Annotated in this window: 16 protein-coding genes; 5 read left to right on the forward strand and 11 right to left on the reverse strand. The window is 69.9% G+C overall.

Annotated features, from left to right (window positions below; all coding sequences use genetic code 11):
- Positions 1–160: 160 nt before the first annotated feature.
- The 6 genes from Q7W82_RS07080 to ahpC all read right to left on the reverse strand — a co-directional run bounded on the left by Q7W82_RS07080 (position 161) and on the right by ahpC (position 5995).
- Positions 161–730, reverse strand: a complete 570-nt coding sequence (locus Q7W82_RS07080) for a type 1 glutamine amidotransferase family protein (RefSeq protein WP_184502372.1) — start codon at positions 728–730, stop codon at positions 161–163.
- Between the two features lie 277 nt (positions 731–1007).
- Complete coding sequence (gene tal / locus Q7W82_RS07085) at positions 1008–1976, reverse strand: transaldolase (RefSeq protein WP_242160290.1); 969 nt, start codon at positions 1974–1976, stop codon at positions 1008–1010.
- A gap of 46 nt (positions 1977–2022) precedes the next feature.
- Complete coding sequence (gene rnk, locus Q7W82_RS07090; protein ID WP_242081705.1) at positions 2023–2454, reverse strand: nucleoside diphosphate kinase regulator; 432 nt, start codon at positions 2452–2454, stop codon at positions 2023–2025.
- Positions 2455–2568: 114 nt separating this feature from the next.
- A complete protein-coding gene (locus tag Q7W82_RS07095; protein ID WP_242081704.1) occupies positions 2569–3522 on the reverse strand; it encodes a LysR substrate-binding domain-containing protein in 954 nt (317 codons plus the stop codon).
- Positions 3523–3672: 150 nt separating this feature from the next.
- Entirely contained in the window at positions 3673–5265 is a 1593-nt protein-coding gene (ahpF, locus tag Q7W82_RS07100; protein ID WP_242160291.1) for an alkyl hydroperoxide reductase subunit F, read from the reverse strand.
- A gap of 163 nt (positions 5266–5428) precedes the next feature.
- The gene (ahpC, locus tag Q7W82_RS07105; protein WP_043093067.1) at positions 5429–5995 is read right to left on the reverse strand and encodes an alkyl hydroperoxide reductase subunit C; all 567 of its coding nucleotides are present in this window, start codon (positions 5993–5995) and stop codon (positions 5429–5431) included.
- A gap of 236 nt (positions 5996–6231) precedes the next feature.
- Here ahpC and prmC point away from each other — a divergent pair, with 236 nt between their 5' ends.
- The 4 genes from prmC (at position 6232) to pip (ending at position 11272) form a co-directional block, all read left to right on the forward strand.
- The gene (prmC, locus tag Q7W82_RS07110) at positions 6232–7065 is read left to right on the forward strand and encodes a peptide chain release factor N(5)-glutamine methyltransferase (RefSeq protein ID WP_242160292.1); all 834 of its coding nucleotides are present in this window, start codon (positions 6232–6234) and stop codon (positions 7063–7065) included.
- A 311-nt stretch (positions 7066–7376) separates the two neighbouring features.
- Positions 7377–7973, forward strand: coding sequence for a hypothetical protein (locus Q7W82_RS07115; protein ID WP_242160293.1), 597 nt, complete (start codon positions 7377–7379; stop codon positions 7971–7973).
- Positions 7970–10210: a hypothetical protein gene (locus Q7W82_RS07120; RefSeq protein WP_242160294.1), complete on the forward strand. Its 2241-nt coding sequence runs from the start codon at positions 7970–7972 to the stop codon at positions 10208–10210. The genes Q7W82_RS07115 and Q7W82_RS07120 overlap by 4 nt, the downstream gene beginning before the upstream one ends.
- A 120-nt stretch (positions 10211–10330) precedes the next feature.
- Positions 10331–11272, forward strand: a complete 942-nt coding sequence (gene pip, locus Q7W82_RS07125) for a prolyl aminopeptidase (protein ID WP_242160295.1) — start codon at positions 10331–10333, stop codon at positions 11270–11272.
- Between the two features lie 63 nt (positions 11273–11335).
- On the opposite strand, the gene Q7W82_RS07130 is transcribed toward pip, so the two are convergent.
- From Q7W82_RS07130 to Q7W82_RS07150, 5 genes are all read right to left on the reverse strand, one after another.
- The gene (locus Q7W82_RS07130; protein WP_242160296.1) at positions 11336–12223 is read right to left on the reverse strand and encodes a transglutaminase family protein; all 888 of its coding nucleotides are present in this window, start codon (positions 12221–12223) and stop codon (positions 11336–11338) included.
- Between the two features lie 236 nt (positions 12224–12459).
- Complete coding sequence (locus Q7W82_RS07135; RefSeq protein WP_242160297.1) at positions 12460–13257, reverse strand: N-formylglutamate amidohydrolase; 798 nt, start codon at positions 13255–13257, stop codon at positions 12460–12462.
- On the reverse strand, positions 13250–13801 hold the full coding sequence (locus Q7W82_RS07140) for an NUDIX hydrolase (protein WP_242160298.1): 552 nt from the start codon (positions 13799–13801) through the stop codon (positions 13250–13252). Before Q7W82_RS07140 ends, Q7W82_RS07135 begins: the two co-directional genes overlap by 8 nt.
- A gap of 253 nt (positions 13802–14054) precedes the next feature.
- Complete coding sequence (locus Q7W82_RS07145; protein ID WP_242160299.1) at positions 14055–14978, reverse strand: 5'-3' exonuclease H3TH domain-containing protein; 924 nt, start codon at positions 14976–14978, stop codon at positions 14055–14057.
- Positions 14975–15550 carry a nitroreductase gene (locus tag Q7W82_RS07150; protein ID WP_242160300.1) on the reverse strand — a complete coding sequence of 192 codons (576 nt, stop codon included), beginning with the start codon at positions 15548–15550 and terminating at the stop codon, positions 14975–14977. The genes Q7W82_RS07145 and Q7W82_RS07150 overlap by 4 nt, the downstream gene beginning before the upstream one ends.
- Positions 15551–15705: 155 nt before the next feature.
- Here Q7W82_RS07150 and Q7W82_RS07155 point away from each other — a divergent pair, with 155 nt between their 5' ends.
- Positions 15706–17937: a DUF1631 family protein gene (locus Q7W82_RS07155; RefSeq protein WP_242160301.1), complete on the forward strand. Its 2232-nt coding sequence runs from the start codon at positions 15706–15708 to the stop codon at positions 17935–17937.
- Positions 17938–17973: the final 36 nt, after the last annotated feature.

Below are 17973 nucleotides of genomic sequence, written 5' to 3' on the forward strand. Positions count from 1 at the left end.
CCCTGCCGGCGCGCGGGTGTGCGCGACCGCCGTTACGTCACGCCCGCCACGGATCGACCGCGGCGCCGCGCTCAGCCGCCGATGGCGGACTGCAGGGTGTGGCGACAAGTGTAGTCATGCTGCGCCACCGCCGTCTGCATGACAGGTGGCACTGGTCGCGCTAGACGAACTCGGCCGCGAACATCTGCCGCATCTGCGCGATCTGCTCTTCGCGTTCGGGGTGCAGCAGGCGCAGGCATGCCTCGGCGAAGCTGACCGGGCTGGTGCCGGGGGCGGTGATCAGGCCGTCGGCGCTGACCACGCGGCGTTCCTGGTAGTGCGCGCTGCCGGCATAGACAGTGGCGTGCTCGCGCAGGAAGGCTTCGGAGTTGCTGGTGTGCGGACGGGTATCGAGCAGGCCGGCGTAGGCCAGCGCCAGGGTCGCGCCGCAGATCGCCGCCACGCCACGGCCGGCCTCCAGGCGCTGCTGCAGCAACGCGCTCAGGCCCGGAATCTCGCCGGCCTGCCAGCGGTCGCTGCCGGGCAGCAGCCACAGGTCCGCGTCCAACGGCGCCAGATCCGACAGCGCATAGGTGGGGTGCAGGTCCAGTCCGCCGATCGAGGTGATGGGCTTGCCGTCGATGCTGGCGATCTGCAGCGTGTCGCCGAACCAGGCCCGCGCCGCCGGCAGGATGGTGCCGATCTCCCAGTCCGCCACGCCGTCCACCATCACCACTGCGATCGTTGCCATTGCCTTGCCTCTGCACTCGGGCGCGCAGCATAGCCCGGGAAAAGTTGCGGCCGCGCCAACGCGGTGTCGAAAGTGCCGTGGGTGATGTGCGTTGTGGTTGCGTTTGTTTGGGCGCTCATGGGTGGTGCGCGTCGCGCAGCGCAATCGCCTGCACCGACGGCGTCCAATCGGGCGCGAAAACGGTGGCGAGACGCGCACCCGCTTCGCCGATTCCCCATTCGCGTTTCCCCATTCCCGCACCCCAAGCGCGGCATCGCCGCGCTTGGGGCTGCACCACTCAGCCGATCAGCTTGTGCCGGATCGTGTCGCGCAGGGTCTGCAGGTCCTTGGCGAAGGTGTCGATGCCGCCAGCCAGCTTCTCGGTGGCCATCGGATCGGCCGCCAGGTCGGCGGCGAAGCGCTTGGCGTCGATCGGCTCGATCTTGGCGCCGTCGGCCTGACCGGGCGAGAGCTTGCGCGGCAGCGGGCCGTGGTCGGCGTCGAGCTTCTCCAGCAGGTCCGGCGAGATGGTCAGGCGGTCGCAGCCGGCCAGCGCCTCGATCTGCGCGGTGGAGCGGAACGAGGCGCCCATCACCACGGTGGCCGAACCGCGGCGCTTGAACTCGTCGTAGACGCCGCGCACGAACTGCACGCCCGGGTCTTCGTCGATGGTCGCCGGGGTCTGGCCCTTGGCCACGTACCAGTCGAGGATGCGGCCGACGAACGGCGAGATCAGGAACACCCCGGCTTCGGCGCAGGCCAGGGCCTGGGTGCGGTTGAAGATCAGGGTCAGGTTGCAGTCGATGCCATCCTTCTGCAGCTGCCGCGCCGCCTCGATGCCTTCCCAGGTCGCGGCGACCTTGATCAGGATGCGGTCCTTGGGGATGCCGCGCTCGGCGTACATGGCGATGAACTTGTGCGCCTTGGCGATGGTGGCGGCGGTGTCGTGGGCCAGGTCGGCGTCCACTTCGGTGGACACGCGGCCGGGCACCAGCGCGCTGAGCTTGGCGCCAACGCCGATGGTCAGGCGGTCGGCGATCTCGTCGACCAGGGCGGCGTGGTCGCCGTCCTGGCCGCGCGCCCAGGCCAGCGCCTCGTCGATCAGGTCGGCATAGACCGGCAGGTCCAGCGCCTTCTTCACCAGGGTTGGGTTGGTGGTGCAGTCCACCGGCTTGAGCCGCTTGATCGCGTCGTAGTCGCCGGTATCGGCCACGACCACGGACAACTCGCGCAACTGGGCGAGCTTGGAGGGGGCGGAAGAGGTCATCGGTATCTCTCGGGAACGAGTGGGAACAAGGATAGGGCCGCGCACGTTAACGCGCTGCGCGCGCGTTGTCGTCGTCGGCGCGCTGCACCGCGGTCACGCGCAGGCGCAGCGGGCGTCCGCCGGGCGCCTGCCAGTCGATGGACTGGCCCACGCCCAGGCCGAGCAGGGCGCTGCCGACCGGGGCCAGCACCGAGATGCGCGCATGCGCGGCATCGGCTTCGTGCGGATAGACCAGGGTCAGGTGGTGGCGCTCGCCGTGCAGTTCGTCTTCGCATTCCACGCGCGAATGCATGGCGACGATGCCGGGAGGAAGTTGGTCCGGCGCCACGACGGTGGCGCGGTCGAGTTCTGCGCCCAGCGCGAGCGCGGCCGGGTGCTGGTGCAAGGCGGGGGAGTCGAGCAGGGCTTCCAGGCGCGCGAGGTCGCGGCTGGAGACGATCAACGAGGGCGGCAGGCCGCTGCGGTGTTGCGAAGTCATGGACAGGCTCCGGTTGGATGGCACAACGAACGGGGGCGGCACCGTGCCGCCCCCTGTCGCCATTGTGCAAGCAAGCCGGCGCCGATGCGACGCCGCGGCCCGGTCCGGCCCCGCTCAGGCCACCTGGCGCGGCGCCTGGCTCGGCAGCGGCGCCTGCGCCGGCAGCGTGAACAGCTGTTCGGGCAGCGCGCCGAACAGGTGCGCCAGTTGCTGCAGGAACGCGCCCATCGCCGAACTGCGCCGCCACAGCATGGCGATGCGCCGGCTCGGCCCGCCGTCGGGCGCGAACGACAGCAGGCGCAGGTTCGGCGGATTGGCCACCGGCGGCTGCACCGCCAGCAGCGGCAACAGGGTCACGCCGACGTTGGCGGCGACCATCTGCCGCAGCGTCTCCAGGCTGGTGGCCTGGAACTCGGCCTTCTCCAGCGCGCCGGACAGATGGCACACGTCCAGCGCCTGGTCGCGCAGGCAGTGCCCGTCCTCGAGCAGCAGCAGGCGTTGCGCGTGCAGTTCTTCCAGGGTCAGCGGGGTCGCCCGCCGCGCCAGTGGATGCTGTTCGGGCACCGCCAGCACGAACGGTTCCTCGAACAGGAATTCGGCGTGCAACTGCTCGTCGTGCAGCGGCAGCGCCAGCAGCGCCGCGTCCAGCCGGCCCTCGCGCAGGCGGGTCAGCAGCACGTCGCTCTTCTCTTCGATCAGCAGCAGTTCCAGTTGCGGGAAGCGCTCGCGCACGCGCGGGATCACGTGCGGCAGCAGGTACGGGCCGAGCGTGGGGAAGATGCCCAGGCGCACGGTGCCGGCTTCCGGATCCTGGCTGCGCCGCGCCGCCTCCTTCATCTGCTCGATCTCGGCGACGATGCCGCGCGCGCGGCTCGCCGCCTCGCGCCCGGCCGGGGTCAGCATGACCTTGCGCGGGGCGCGTTCGACCAGCGGCACGCCCAGTTCGTCCTCGAGTTTCTTGATCTGCGTGGACAGCGTCGGCTGGCTGACGAAGCAGGCCGCGGCGGCGCGCCCGAAATGCTTGTGATCGGCCAGCGCCACCAGGTATTTCAGATCACGCAGGTTCATCGACGGGTTCCTCGGGACGCAGCGGCGGGAGGTGTCGCAGGGTCACAGCATAGAGCGTCTGGCGCAGCTGACGGCGAGACAGATGGGTGCGCGCGTCGCAGGCCGCACGCCCGGGTCCCGCGCCGGCAGTGCGGCGCGGGACGGGGCGGATCAGGCCGCTTCGGCGACGCTGCCGCTGGCGACCGGTGCGCTGTGGCGGATCAGGTGGTCGAAGGCGCTCAGCGCCGCCTTGGAACCTTCGCCCATGGCGATGATGATCTGCTTGTACGGCACCGTGGTCGCGTCGCCGGCGGCGAACACGCCCGGCAGCGAGGTCTGACCGCGGTCGTCGACCACGATCTCGCCGCGCGACGACAGCGCCACCGTGCCCTGCAGCCACTCGGTGTTCGGCAACAGCCCGATCTGCACGAAGATGCCTTCCAGCGCCAGGCGATGCACATCGCCGCCGACGCGGTCCTTGTACACCAGGCCGGTGACCTTCTGGCCATCGCCCAGCACCTCGGTGCTCTGCGCGTTGACCAGGATGTCGACGTTGCCCAGGCTGCGCAGCTTGCGCTGCAGGACGTCGTCGGCGCGCAGCTTGCTGTCGAACTCGACCAGGGTCACGTGGCTGACGATGCCGGCCAGGTCGATCGCCGCTTCCACGCCGGAGTTGCCGCCGCCGATCACCGCCACGCGCTTGCCCTTGAACAGCGGGCCGTCGCAGTGCGGGCAGTAGGCCACGCCCTTGTTGCGGTACTGGTCTTCGCCGGGCACGTTCATCTGCCGCCAGCGTGCGCCGGTGGACAGGATCACCGTGCGGCTCTTCAGCGACGCGCCGTTGGCCAGCTTGACCTCGACCAGGCCGTCGGCACCGGCCGGCACCAGCTGTTCGGCGCGCTGCAGGTTCATGATGTCCACGTCGTACTGGCGCACGTGCTGTTCCAGCGCCGCGGCCATCTTCGGGCCTTCGGTCTCCTGCACGGAGATGAAGTTCTCGATCGCCATGGTGTCCAGCACCTGGCCGCCGAACCGCTCGGCCGCCACGCCGGTGCGGATACCCTTGCGCGCGGCGTAGATCGCCGCGGCCGCGCCGGCCGGGCCGCCGCCGACCACCAGCACGTCGAACGGGGCCTTGGCCGCGATCGCCGCCGCATCGCGCTTGGCCGCGCCGGTGTCGAGCCGGGCCACGATCTGCTCCAGGGTCATGCGGCCTTGGTCGAAGACTTCGCCGTTGAGGTAGACGGTGGGCACCGACATGATCTGCCGCGCCTCGACCTCGTCCTGGAACAGTGCGCCGTCGATCGCCACGTGCTGGATGTTCGGGTTCAGCACCGCGGCCAGGTTCAGCGCCTGCACCACGTCCGGGCAGTTCTGGCAGGACAGCGAGAAATAGGTTTCGAAGCGGTATTCGCCGGGCAGGTTGCGTACCTGCTCGATCAGCTCGGCGGTGGCCTTGGACGGGTGGCCGCCGACCTGCAGCAGCGCCAGCACCAGCGAGGTGAACTCGTGGCCCATCGGCAGGCCGGCGAAGCGCAGGTGGATGTCGTGGCCTGGGCTGTTCAGCGCGAACGACGGGGCGCGCTCGCCGCTGTCGCGGTGCACGTCCAGGGTGATCTTGTCCGACAGCAGCACCAGGTCCTCGAGCAGGTCGAGCATCTCGCGCGACTTGGCGCCATCGTCCACCGACGCGGTGATGTGGATGGGCCGGACGACCCGCTCCAGGTAGGCCTTCAACTGGGTTTTCAGATCGGCATCCAACATGGCGGACTCCTGACGTTGGGCAAAGCGAGGGGGAAGCGAACTGCCAGGGCAGTGCGCCGCGAACAAGGGAGGAGGGATGAACCGCAGCCGGCGCCGGCGCGCGATGCCGGCTGCGGTTCACCCCCACCCCCGCCACCAGGCGGAGATGGGAGCGAGGGGCGGCTTAGATCTTGCCGACCAGGTCCAGCGACGGCTTCAGGGTCTTCTCGCCTTCCTTCCACTTGGCCGGGCACACCTCGCCCGGGTGCGCGGCGACGAACTGCGCGGCCTTGAGCTTGCGCAGGGTCTCGGTGACGTCGCGGGCGATCGCGTTGTCGTGGATCTCGAGGGTCTTGATCACGCCTTCCGGGTTGATCACGAAGGTGCCGCGCAGGGCCAGGCCTTCTTCCTCGATGTGCACGCCGAAGGCGCGGGTGAGCTGGTGGGTCGGGTCGCCGACCAGCGGGAACTGGGCCTTGCCCACCGCCGGCGAGGTCTCGTGCCACACCTTGTGCGAGAAATGGGTGTCGGTGGTGACGATGTAGACCTCGGCGCCGATCTTCTGGAACTCGGCGTAATGCTCGGCGGCGTCTTCCACTTCGGTGGGGCAGTTGAAGGTGAAGGCGGCGGGCATGAAGATCAGCACCGACCACTTGCCCTTCAGGTCCGCGTCGGTGACTTCGATGAATTCGCCGTTGCGGTAGGCGTTGGCCTTGAACGGCTGGACCTGGGTGTTGATCAAAGACGACATGGAGTTTCCTCGTGGTTGCAATAGGGTCGGGGGATGGAACGAGGCTCATGATAGGGGGCGCCGATAGATCCCTCAAATCGATTGATGGAATTAAATAGATAGGTTTCATCTATCGATTCCCAAGCCTGGCTCTTTGCTGCACTGCCGCGCGATGGCGCCAGCCGCCCATGGCGCATAGGCGTTGCTCTCTTCTACCACGTTGGCTTTTCCGCGCCCGCTGCGTCATCGTGACAGCGATGAATGCGCCCACCCCCGAGTCCCTGCTGCGCGCGGCCTGCACCCAGGTCGAGCGCGGCGACGCCGAAGCCCTGCTGCTGCACGCCCTGCAACGCGACCGCGCGTGGCTGTTCGCGCACGCCCGCGAGCCGCTGGCCGAGGGCGTGGTCGCCGGGTTCCAGGCGCTGCTGGCGCGGCGTGCGCAGGGCGAGCCAGTGGCCTACCTGACCGGCCGGCGCGGCTTCTGGACGCTGGACCTGGCGGTCGGGCCGGCCACGCTGATCCCGCGCACGGACACCGAGCGGCTGGTGGAACTGGCGCTGGAGCGGCTGGATGGGACGCCGGGCCGGCGTGTCGCCGACCTCGGCACCGGCAGCGGCGCCATCGCCCTGGCCCTGGCCAGCGAACGCCCGCAGGCGCAGGTGACGGCCACCGACCTCAGTGCAGCCGCCCTGGCGGTGGCGCAGGCCAATGCGCATGCGCACGGCCTGGATAACGTCGCCTTCGTCCACGGTGCCTGGCTGGCGCCGCTGGCCGGGCAGCGCTTCGACCTGATCGCCAGCAACCCGCCGTACATCGCCGAGAACGACCCGCACCTGCAGCAAGGCGACCTGCGCTACGAACCGGCCAGCGCGCTGGCGTCCGGTCCCGATGGCCTGGACGATCTGCGCCGGATCGTCGCCACTGCGCCAGCGCATCTGCTGCCCGGCGGCTGGCTGCTGCTGGAACACGGCTGGGACCAGGGCGCGGCGGTGCGCGCGCTGCTGGAAGCAGCCGGCTTCGCAGAGGTGGCGACCCATCAGGACCTGGAAGCGCGCGATCGGGTCACGCTTGGGCAGTGGCTGGCGGCGTAAGCCCGCAGCCATCCCATGGGAATTCCGTACTGCGCTGCACCCGCTAGCTCGGGTGTCAGCGTGGCGCTATGCGTAGACAACGCCGTCATCCGCCGGTTCGGCAACACCGTGCCGCATTCGCGGCGGGTCAATGTGGAGCGGTCAGTCGCGCATCGTTGGAGCGCCGCGCTCCCCGCCTGGTATTGAATATGGTTTGCAATGAGGTGCGGTGGCGCGGCCGTCTTCCGTGGGCGCTGCAAGGGGCGGTCAGGCGCCAGCGGCGCGCCGCCAACGCGTTGCCGCCCCTGACGGCTGCGGCGTAGAGTGCCCGCATGAAAACCCGAATTGCCCTGGCTGCATTCACCCTCTCCATAACCCTGACGGCAGGATGTTCCATGACACACGGCAGCCCGAAAGACCCCGCGAAGAATCCACACCCGGTCAAGCGCTACGAAGTCATCGCTACGTCGCAGGCTCCCGGACCGTGGGATTCGATCGCGGGTTACATCGGATATGACGTGGTCAACAAGAAATGCTTGCCGATGGACTCATTCCTCGGCCAGCAGGATGTCCCCAACATTGGCATCGACATTGAAATGGCTCGCGTGGACGAACACACGTGGAAAGGGTATTTCTACCGCGACGCCTTGCAGGACGAGGATTACTACAAGCTTGGCGTATGCCACTGGGACGTGACCAGTGTGGGCATCACGGCAGTCGCCACGGGAGTCAGGTTCAACTGGAGCCACACGTTGAATACCCTCCTGCGCGACGGCCTGCAGACGAGTTATTTCAAGAAGAGCTTGTACGGCGACCGCGCCGCCGCGCGCTATGGTGCGCAGCCCCTGACCGCTGAAGACCCTGAAGTCTCGCAACATCCAGAGGCGTACTTTCCGGTCACTGTCGTCGTCAAGGATGTCATCCCATGAGCCACATGGATCAGGTGCGCGCCGACGCGGCCAACGACGCCTATGTCAACCGCTCGCAGCGCGATGTCGAAACGTCGAAGGCCGTTTCCCTGGACGGCAAGGACTACACCGTCTTCGGTTATGCGAACGACCCGACGACCGGCTTTCACGCGACCGCCTATCAAAACGTGGCGGCGCCGCATGACGTCATCATCGCCTATCGCGGTACTGATCCAGCGCTGTTTTCGGGGGCGACCAGCGCGGAGAGGCGGGACCATGCGCTGACCACGCTGCAGGACATTGCTGTCGACGCCAAGATGGTGCGAGACAGCGTCAATCCGCAAAAAGCCGCCGCCGATGCGTTCACCGCGGACATGCTCGCCAAGGCAGCCAGTCGCGGCATCCCCAGTGACCAGATCTCGGTCGCCGGCCATTCCCTCGGCGGGGCGCTGGCGGAACTCGAGGCGGCCAAGTACGGCCTGCGCGGCGCCACCTTCAACGGCTATGGCGCGGCGCAGCTGACCGATAGTCCGGCGCAACCGGGCTGCCAACTCACCAATTACCGCATGGCCGGCGATGTGGTGAGCGCAGCCAGCCCGCATATCGGCGAGGTAGTGTCGCTGGCCAGCCAGGATGACATCGAGAGTCTTCGCGCGGGCCGCTATCTGGATGCGCCGGCCGGCGCGCCGCCGCCCAACGTGCTGATCGCGATGCGCCTGGGTGATCATGGCGGCCAACAGCACTTTGGCAGCCAGAGTCCGGAGAATATGCTGCAACCCGCTCGCTTCGCGGAGGCGGTGCAGCGCTCTGAGGAGCATGAAGCGGCCATTGCACGTTTCCGCAGCGACGTATCGCAACACCGGGGGGAACTGTCGCTGGCGCTGCGGCAGATGCAAGCAGGCGATGGCCAGCGCCTGCTGCCCCCCGGAATCCAGCGGCAAGTGAACGAATACCTGACCTTGCATGCCGATCAGCCTATCCGTGACCGGATCGAAGGCAACGGTGTCGTGCAGGGCGTGCAGCACGGCTTGCAATCCAGTGCCGATGCGGTGCGTTCCAGCGGCCGCTACGTGCAGGCATTGGACGAGCGCATAGCCGCGGTCGCGCGTGAGGGGGGGCGCTTTACCGCACCGTTCATCCCGGTTGCGCCGCTGGCTGGGCATGTGGTGGGCGAAGCCGCCCGCCTGCACGGCCAGGGCGCAGATGCGGCGGCACGTTGGGTAGGCGGTGGACTGGACTCGGCAAAAAGCGCCGTGGAGCGGGGCGCGCATGCGGCTGCCGACGCCGTGGTGGAACGCATCCATGATCCTCGCTTCCAGGCGGGCGTGGCCAACGTCGCCAATCACATCGTCAATGCCTACGATGGCGCGCGGGTTGCGGCGCAAACCGCCACACAAACGTATCAGCTCGGCAAGCAGGCGGTTTCCGATGGGGTTGACCGGGCCGAACGCGCGGTGACGCACACCTACGCCGCGACCAGGCACGCGGTGACCGAAGGCCTGGAGCAGGCTGGACGCGCCGCTACCCAGACCTACGACGCGGCGAAGCACGCGGTCGCCGATGGCGTGGGGCGGGCCGGACATGCCGCCACACAGGCCTACGACGCGTCCAGGCACGCGATCTCGCAAGCGGCCGACAGCGCCGCACGGGTCGGCACGCAGGCATACGAAACCGCAAGACAGACCGCCACGCAGGGCATCGACGCGGCCAAGCATGCGGCGGGCCAGGCCTACGACACGCTGACCCATCCTGGGCAATGGTTCCAGCGCGGCACGCCGGCCCCTGCGTCCGCGCAGCCGCATCCGCAGACGCCTGCCGCGCCGCATCCGCATGCCGCGTCGACGCCGCCGGCTTCCAGCGTCCAGGCGGCACCGTCGGCCGCACACGCAACCGATCGTGCGCAGAACCTCGGCGCGCTGTCTGCGTCCGATCAGGCCATGTTCGCGCGTATCCGCAAGGACGTGCCGGCGCATATCGACGATGCGCACGTCGCGCAGGCGATGCTCGGCGCCAAGCAAGCCGGCATCGTGGGCGCGGACAAGATCGACCGGGTGCAGATGGCCGGCGCCACGCTGTGGGTGTCCGGTACCACGCCTGGCTTTCGCGCCGCCACGGACGTGGCGCAGGCGGCTGCACCGATGCACGAGACGGTGCAGCGGGCGCAGGCGTTCAATCAGCAGCGTGAGCAGCACGTGGCCATGGAAGCGCAGCAGCGGCAGCAGGACGCGCACGGCAGAAGCGCGTCGGTTCTCGGTTAGTCCCGATCCCGCGTGGCGATCGGCGCTGTGCCGGGCCCCTTCGCGGCCGGCCGTTTGCTGATCAGCCCCGCTGATCGTGGCGTGCATGGGTAGAATCGCGGTTTTCCCGCAGGAGGCGCCATGCGCACGCTGTATCCCGAGATCGAGCCGTTCGACAGCGGCATGTTGCCGGTGGACGCACGGCATACCCTGTCCTACGAACAGTGCGGCAACCCGCACGGCAAGCCGGTGGTGCTGCTGCACGGCGGTCCCGGCGGCGGTTGCAACGCCAAGATGCGCCGCTTCCACGACCCGGCCAAGTACCGCATCGTGCTGTTCGACCAGCGCGGTTCCGGCCGCTCCACGCCGCATGCCGACCTGGTCGACAACACCACCTGGGACCTGGTCGCCGACATCGAGCGGCTGCGCACGCACCTGGGCATCGACCGCTGGCAGGTGTTCGGCGGCAGCTGGGGCTCGACCCTGGCGCTGGCCTACGCACAGACGCATCCGCAGCGCGTCACCGAACTGGTGCTGCGCGGCATCTTCATGCTGCGCCGCTGGGAGCTGGAATGGTTCTACCAGGAAGGCGCCAGCCGCCTGTTCCCCGATGCCTGGGAGCATTACATCGCGGCGATCCCGCTGGTGGAGCGCGCCGACCTGATCTCGGCCTTCCACCGGCGCCTGACCAGCGACGACGAGGCCACCCGCCTGGCCGCGGCCAAGGCCTGGAGCGTGTGGGAAGGCGCGACCAGCTTCCTGCACGTGGATGCCGATTTCGTCGACAGCCACGAAGACCCGCACTTCGCGCTGGCGTTCGCTCGCATCGAGAACCATTACTTCGTCAACGGTGGCTTCTTCGAGGTCGAGGACCAGTTGCTGCGCGACGCGCACCGCATCGCCGACATTCCCGGGGTGATCGTGCACGGCCGCTACGACGTGGTCTGCCCGCTGGCCAACGCCTGGGACCTGGCCAAGGCCTGGCCGAAGGCGACGCTGCAGATCACGCCGGCGGCCGGCCATTCGGCGTTCGAGGCAGAGAACGTCGACGCGCTGGTGCGCGCCACCGACGGTTTCGCCTGAGTCCGCGCGCGCCTGCGCGGCGCGCTCACGCGGGGGGTGCCGTGCGGCGCCCCCATCGCTGGCTCAGCAGGTCAGCACGTTGCCAGGCGCGTATCCGGCAGCCTCGCCCGCACCTGGCGGTACGGGCCGCGCGTCCAGCTGCGCCTGCGTGGTCTCCTCGGTCCACACCACGAACGATTCGAGCACGTTGTCGCCGAAGGTGGTGCTGATGGCCACGTCGGCGGCGTCGCGGCCGCGCGCGATCAGCACCCGGCCGATGCGCGGCAGGTTATGGCGCGCGTCGAAGGTGTACCAGTGCCCGTCGAGGAAGGCCTCGAACCAGCCGGAAAAGTCCATCGGTGCGTCCGAGGCGGGGACGCCGATGTCGCCCAGATAACCGGTGCAGTAGCGCGCCGGGATGTTCATGCAGCGGCACAGCGCGATGGCCGCATGCGCGAAGTCGCGGCACACGCCGCGCCCTTCCTGCAGCGCCTGCGCGGCGCTTTTGGTCGCGCAGGCGTGGGCGTAGCCGAAGGCGATGTGCGCGTGCACGTAGTCGCAGATCGCCTGCACCCGCGCCCAGCCGGTCGGCGTGCCGCCGAACAGCTCCCAGGCCATGCCGCTGAGCAGGTCGGTTTCGCAGTAGCGGCTGCCGAGCAGATACACCAGGGTGTCGTCGGGCAACTGCTCCACCGGCGTTTGCGCCGCATCGTAGCGGTACTGGTCCGGCAGTCCGCTGTCGCGCACCACCGCATCGGCACGCAGGGTCAGCGTGCCGGCGGGCGCCTGCAGGCGCGTGCAGCGGTTGCCGAAGCCGTCGCGATAGCTGTGCAGCGGCACCGCCGGCACGCTGTGCAATGCGGTGGCGGCGACGATGTCGTCGCGGCGGCTGTCGTGGAGGTCCAGCATCGCCAGCATCGGCGTCGCTTGCGCAAAACGGTAGCGAATCTCGTAGCCGAGGCGGATGAGCATGGGATGTCCGGTGTGGGGCGGGGCGCCGGCGCGGACCGGTCCAGCCTGAGCGTGCGCAGGCAGCGCTCAGCTTGGTGTGAAGATGCCTCGCCGCCGCTTCAGCATGCTGCGTCGGACTGCAAGCAGGTCTACGCAGCTGCCGGGGCGGCGATGAGGGTGGTCTTGGCACCGCTGTCGCTGTGCTGAGAGAAGCTGTTTTCGTGGACGCTGACGCTGGTTCGAGCCGGCGTTCCGCCCTAGCCCAGCGCCAGCAACTGCGGCTGCAGCGTGGTGAAGATCCGCGCCAGCCGTTGCGCCCAGGCCTGCTGGCCGGCAGCGTCGGCGATCAGGTCCTGGCGGATCTCCAGTTCCACGTGCGGCAGGCCGCGGCCTTCGCCGTGCACGGGCACCGCGTAGTCGCTGCTGTCGCTGACCGTGTACGGTGCGTTGTCGCCGACCAGCAGGTCGTCTTCCTCGCGCAGCGCCTGCAGTAGCGCGTGGGCGAAGCGGGTGTCGCGGTGATACAGCACGCCGGCATGCCAGGGCCGCGGCACGCCGTCCAGCGCCGGGGTGAAGCTGTGCATCATCACCAGCAGGGTGGGCCGCGCGGCGGCGCGGCGCGCGTCCAGTTCGGCGGCGATGCGCGCGTGGTAGGGCGCGTGCACGGCATCGATGCGCTGCTGCCGCTGCGTCGCCGTGAGCCCGGCGTTGCCCGGCACCACGGTGCGGTCGCTGACAGGCGGGATCAGCGTCGGCGAGGTCAGCGGGCGGTTGCAGTCGATCAGCAGCCGCGAGTAGGTCTGCTCGATCGCCCAGGCGTCGAGCAGCGCCGACAGCGCACGGGTGGTGCCGGCGATGCCGATGTCCCAGCCGATGTGCCGGTCCAGTTCCGCCTGCGCCAGGCCGAGGCCGTGCAGCGCGCACGGCACCGCCTGCCCGGCGTGGTCGGCCAGCAGCACGAACGGCGAGCTGCCGTGCGGGCGGTGGATGCGGAACACCGCCGGGTCGTCGGCACCCAGCAGCGGCGGCAGGTCGGAAACGGATGCCTCAGCCACGCGGCGTACCGTCGAGCTCGTGTTCGATCATCCATAGGCCGGCCCACAGCTTCGCGTCCAGCGCGTAGCCTTCGCCCATCTTCTGCACCAGCCACGCGGCAGCGCGCGTGCGCGGCACCGAATGCACGGTGATGTCCTCGCTGGCGTCGCCGCCGCCATTGCCGACCTTGCGCAGGCCGCTGGCGCGCACGAACGCGATCTTCTCGTTGCTGGCGCCGGCCGAGGTCGGGCCGATCAGCAGCACCTCGGCGTGGTCGGCGGTCCAGCCGGTCTCCTCCTCCAGTTCGCGCACTGCCGACACTTCGATCGATTCGCCGGCATCGATGTCGCCGACCAGGCCGGCCGGCATCTCGATGGTGCGCGCCTGCAGCGGCACGCGGAACTGTTCGACGAACAGCACCTCGTCGTCCGGCGTGACCGCCACGATGATCGCGGCCAGGCCGCCGGCATGCACGCGTTCGGAATACTCCCAGGTGCCGCGCACGACCATGCGCTGGTACTTGCCTTCGTAGACGACGCGGGGCGGGGAATCATGGCGGGGCATGGGCAGCTCGCAGGTAGCGGAGGAAGAAGGCGCGGTCGCGCACGGCGCGGTCCGGCGATGCGGTGCAGTGTAGAGCGTGCGATGTGTTTTTGATGCGCGGCCTGCGGTGCGGCGGGCGCGACGCGGAACCGGAGCCACGGTGTCCCTGAGCGCCACGGCCTCGGCGCGCCGAGCACTGCGGCTGCCTCTCGCCTCGAAGGGCATCCCCGCGCCGGGCCAGCGGCGCCGTCGCGCGTGGCGGCGAGCGCGGCGCTCAGCCGGCCGCAAGCTCCAGGCCGGCGGCCTGCAGCAGCCGGCGCCGGGTCAGCGGCCCGAAACGCAGCGCCTCGCACAGGCCCTGCAGCATGGCGGCGTCGGCCGCGCCGCGGGCGAAATCCGCCGCGGCGGTGTGCAGCGGCGCGTCCAGGGCGATGGTGGTCAACTGCCGCCACAGCAGCGCGTGTTCGCGCTGCTCGCGCAGGCGCACGGCCATCTGCGCGGCACCGCGCAGGCGCAGGAACGCCACTTCGTCGACCCGCGCCAGCAGCGTGTCCAGGTCGCCGAAATGCGCCAGCAGGATCGCCGCCGACTTGGCGCCGATGCCGGTGACTCCGGGAATGTTGTCGATCGCATCGCCGGTCAACGCCAGATAGTCGGCGATCTGGTGCGCATGCACGCCGTGGCGTGCCTTGACCCCGGCCGCGCCCCAGCGCTGGCCGCGGCCGTAGTCCCATTGCTCGTCGAATTCCAGCAGCAACTGCGACAGGTCCTTGTCGGCGGAGACGATCACGCCGTGGAAGCCGTCGCCGCGCGCGCGATGCAGGGCGCTGCCGATCAGGTCGTCGGCCTCGTAGTCGTGGTGCGCCAGCACGCCCAGGCCCAAGGCTGCGCACAGCGCCTTGCAGTGCGCGAACTGGCGGCGCAGCGCATCCGGCGCCGGCGCGCGGTTGGCCTTGTAGGCGGTGTACAGGCGGTGCCGGAAGCAACTGTCCAGCGCTTCGTCGAAGGCGATCACGATGTGCTGCGGGCGTTCGCGCTCGAGCAGGTCGAGCAGGAAGCGGGCGAAGCCGTGCACTGCGTTGGTCGGCCAGCCCTGCGCGTCCTGGAACTCGTCGGGAATCGAGTGCCAGGCGCGGAACACGTACAGGCTGGCGTCGACCAGGTACAGCGGCCGCGACAGGGGCAGGCCTGCGTTCACGGCGTCCAGTCGCTGAGCAGCGCGCGCGGATCCGGCCGCTCGCGCTCCGGGGCGTCGATGCCGGCGGTGCCGATGTGAATGAAGCCGGCGACGTGCTCGTGCTCGGCCAAGCCCAGCCGCGCGGTCACTATTTCGTCATAGGCCATCCAGCCGGTCAGCCATTGCGCGCCGAAGCCATAGGCCTGCGCCGCCTGCAGCAGCGCGAAGCACACCGACCCGGCGGTCAGCCACTGTTCGATTTCCGGCACCTTGTGCCCGCGCTGCAGGCAGGTGATCACCGCGATCACGACCGGCGCATGCGCGAAGCGTTCGCGGTCCTTTTCCACTGCCGCCGGCGAGGCGCCCGGATCGCGCTGCACGGTGCGCTCGGCGAGGATGTCGCCCAATGCCTGGCGCGCCGGGCCGGCGATGCGCAGGAAGCGGAACGGCACCAGCTTTCCGTGATCGGGGACACGAACCGCCGACTGCAGCATGGCCAGCAGCGTGTCCGCGTCCGGTCCCGGCTCGCCGAGTTGCTTGGATGGCACCGAACGGCGCGCATCCAGCGCTTGCAGCGAATGAATTGTGCGCATAGTCTCGATTCCGTGGGGCGGGCGCGAAATTATAGTCGCGCGCTCGCAGGCGGCAGCGGATGCCGCAGTTACACGGACAATCACGTTGCGTTGCTGATCTGCCGCTAGCTTCCGAATTGACGTCGGTCTCACTGCTGCCTGCGTATCACACTGCCATGACCCTTGCTGAATACGCTGAAGAGTTGTCGCCCAGCCGCAACGCGGATCTGCTCGAGCAGGTCCGGGATGTGGTGTCGGTCCCGCTCGCCGGTGCCTTCGGCGAGGTGCTGGATGTGCTGGCCGAGGCGCTGTTCCGCATGGCCGAGCGCGCCGGGCCGACCCAGAACGACTATTTCGAGGCGATCCAGCTGCTGCGCCAGCAGCGCGAGCCGATCGCCGCGCGTTTCCGTGCGCACCTGGCCCAGGCCTGGCAGGCACTGGAGGCCGGTCGCCCGCTGTCGGTGGAGCGCAGCCTGGCGCGCGAACGCGGCGATCTGAGCCTGGTCTCGGAGCAGGAACTGGACGTGCGCCTGGCGGTGCGCAACCTGGCCGGCGCGATCCAGCACCGCTGGCGGCCGGAACTGATGCGGCTGAACCGGTTCCTCGGCTTCATCGCCGGCGGCCAGCGCATCGATGCCGACAACAACCCGTTCGGCCCCGAGCACGTGGGCGCGGCGGTGTACGCGGCGCTGCACGGGCTGGTGCTGGCACCGCAGGTGCAACTGGCGATCGTCAAGATCTGCGAGCAGGAACTGCAGGAACGCGTCGGCGAGCTGTATGCGCAACTGGAGCAGCGCCTGAACCAGGTTGCGCGCGCCCGCGCCCTGCCCAGCGGACGCCCGCGCCGCCGCGCCATCCCGCGCCTGGGCGCGAGCGAGGACGAGGCGGCGCCGGACTGGATCAGCCGCTTCTTCGAGAACTGGGAAACCGCCGCGCCGCTGTCGGCGGCGCAGCGCCGTGCCGCGCGCGCGCTAGATGCGCATGCGCGCAACGAGCAGGACGTCCTGCCGCCGGCGCTGCGCGCGCTGCTGCACGAGGCGCAGCCGGACGCGGACGCGGGCGATGGGCGGCGCTGCCTGTCGCCGCGCGAGGTGCTGTCGGTGCTGTCGCTGCTGCAGACCATGCCCCTGGCCGGGTTCGCCGCCGTCTGCGAGCACGGCGGGCCGCTGGCCCAGGGCCTGCGCCGCCAGATCGCCGGTGTCGGCGCCTCGCTCGGTCTGGATCCGGCGAGCACCTGCCTGGACCCGGCCGACGCCGACACGCTGGATCTGGTCGGCCTGCTGTTCGACGTGATGCTCGAGGAATGCGTGCTGCAGCCGGCGCAGCGCGAACTGCTGGGCCAGATGCTGGTGCCGATGGCCAAGGTTGCGCTGATCGACGGCCGCCTGTTCGTGCGCGACGGGCATCCTGCGCGGCGTCTGCTCAACCTGCTGGCCGACGCCTGCGACGGCAATGCCGGCAGCACCGGCCCGGAGCAGGCGCTGCTGGCGCAGGCGCAGGCGGCGGTGGAGCGGGTGGTGCGCGATTTCGACGAGCACCTGGCGGTGTTCCTGGCGCTGGAGGCCGAGTTCGGCAGCGCTTACGAGCAGTACCGGCGCCGGGTGGAGATCGCCGAGCGCCGCGCGTCCGAACTGCAGCGGGCGGAGGAGCGCCGCGAGGTCGCCCGCCAGCGCGCCGCGCAGGCCGTGCACGAACTGCTGCAGCAGGCCAGCGACGACCTGATCCTGCCGCCGCCGATCGATGCCTTCCTGCGCCAGTCCTGGTGCCAGTACGTGCAGCAGTCGGCCCTGCGCGACGACGGCCAGGGCAGCGCGCTCGCCGCGGCGCTGGCGCTGGGCGATGCGGTGCTGGCGCAGTGCCGCCAGGCCCAGGCCGGTGCGGCGCCGCTGGAGGGCTGGCTGCAGCCGCAGCGCGCCGAGCTGACCCGGCTGTGGACCAGCATCGGCCTGGACGCGGCGGCCGCCGAGGCCGCCTGGCAGTCCCTGCACACCGCGTTGGACGACCTGGCGCACGCGCGGCCGTTGCAGGCCGCGCTGCCCGTGGCCAGCGTGGAGGCGCCCGAGCCGCCTGCCGCCGAGACCGTGCCGGCGCTGCCGGAGCCGGCCCAGCCCACCGATTTCGACCACATCACCGCCGATTACTTCCGCACCCTGCCGCTGGGCACCTGGCTGGATTTCGTCGATCGCGAAGGCCGGGTGCAGCCCGGCAAGCTGACCTGGGTGAGTCCGATCTCGGCGCGCCTGCTGTTCGTCAACCGTCGCGGCGGGCGCCTGTGCGTCGCCTCGGCCGAGGCGCTGGCGGTGATGGCGCGGCTGGACCGGCTGCGCCTGCATCGCGACGACGACGCCTTCTACAGCGCCATGCAGGGCGCGGTCGACCGTCTGGAACGGGTGGCGGTCGCGGCCTGAGTGGGGCGTATTCAGGCCGCGCTGCACGCGCGGTTA

The organism is Xanthomonas indica (assembly GCF_040529045.1).
Classification (GTDB): Bacteria; Pseudomonadota; Gammaproteobacteria; order Xanthomonadales; family Xanthomonadaceae; genus Xanthomonas_A; species Xanthomonas_A indica.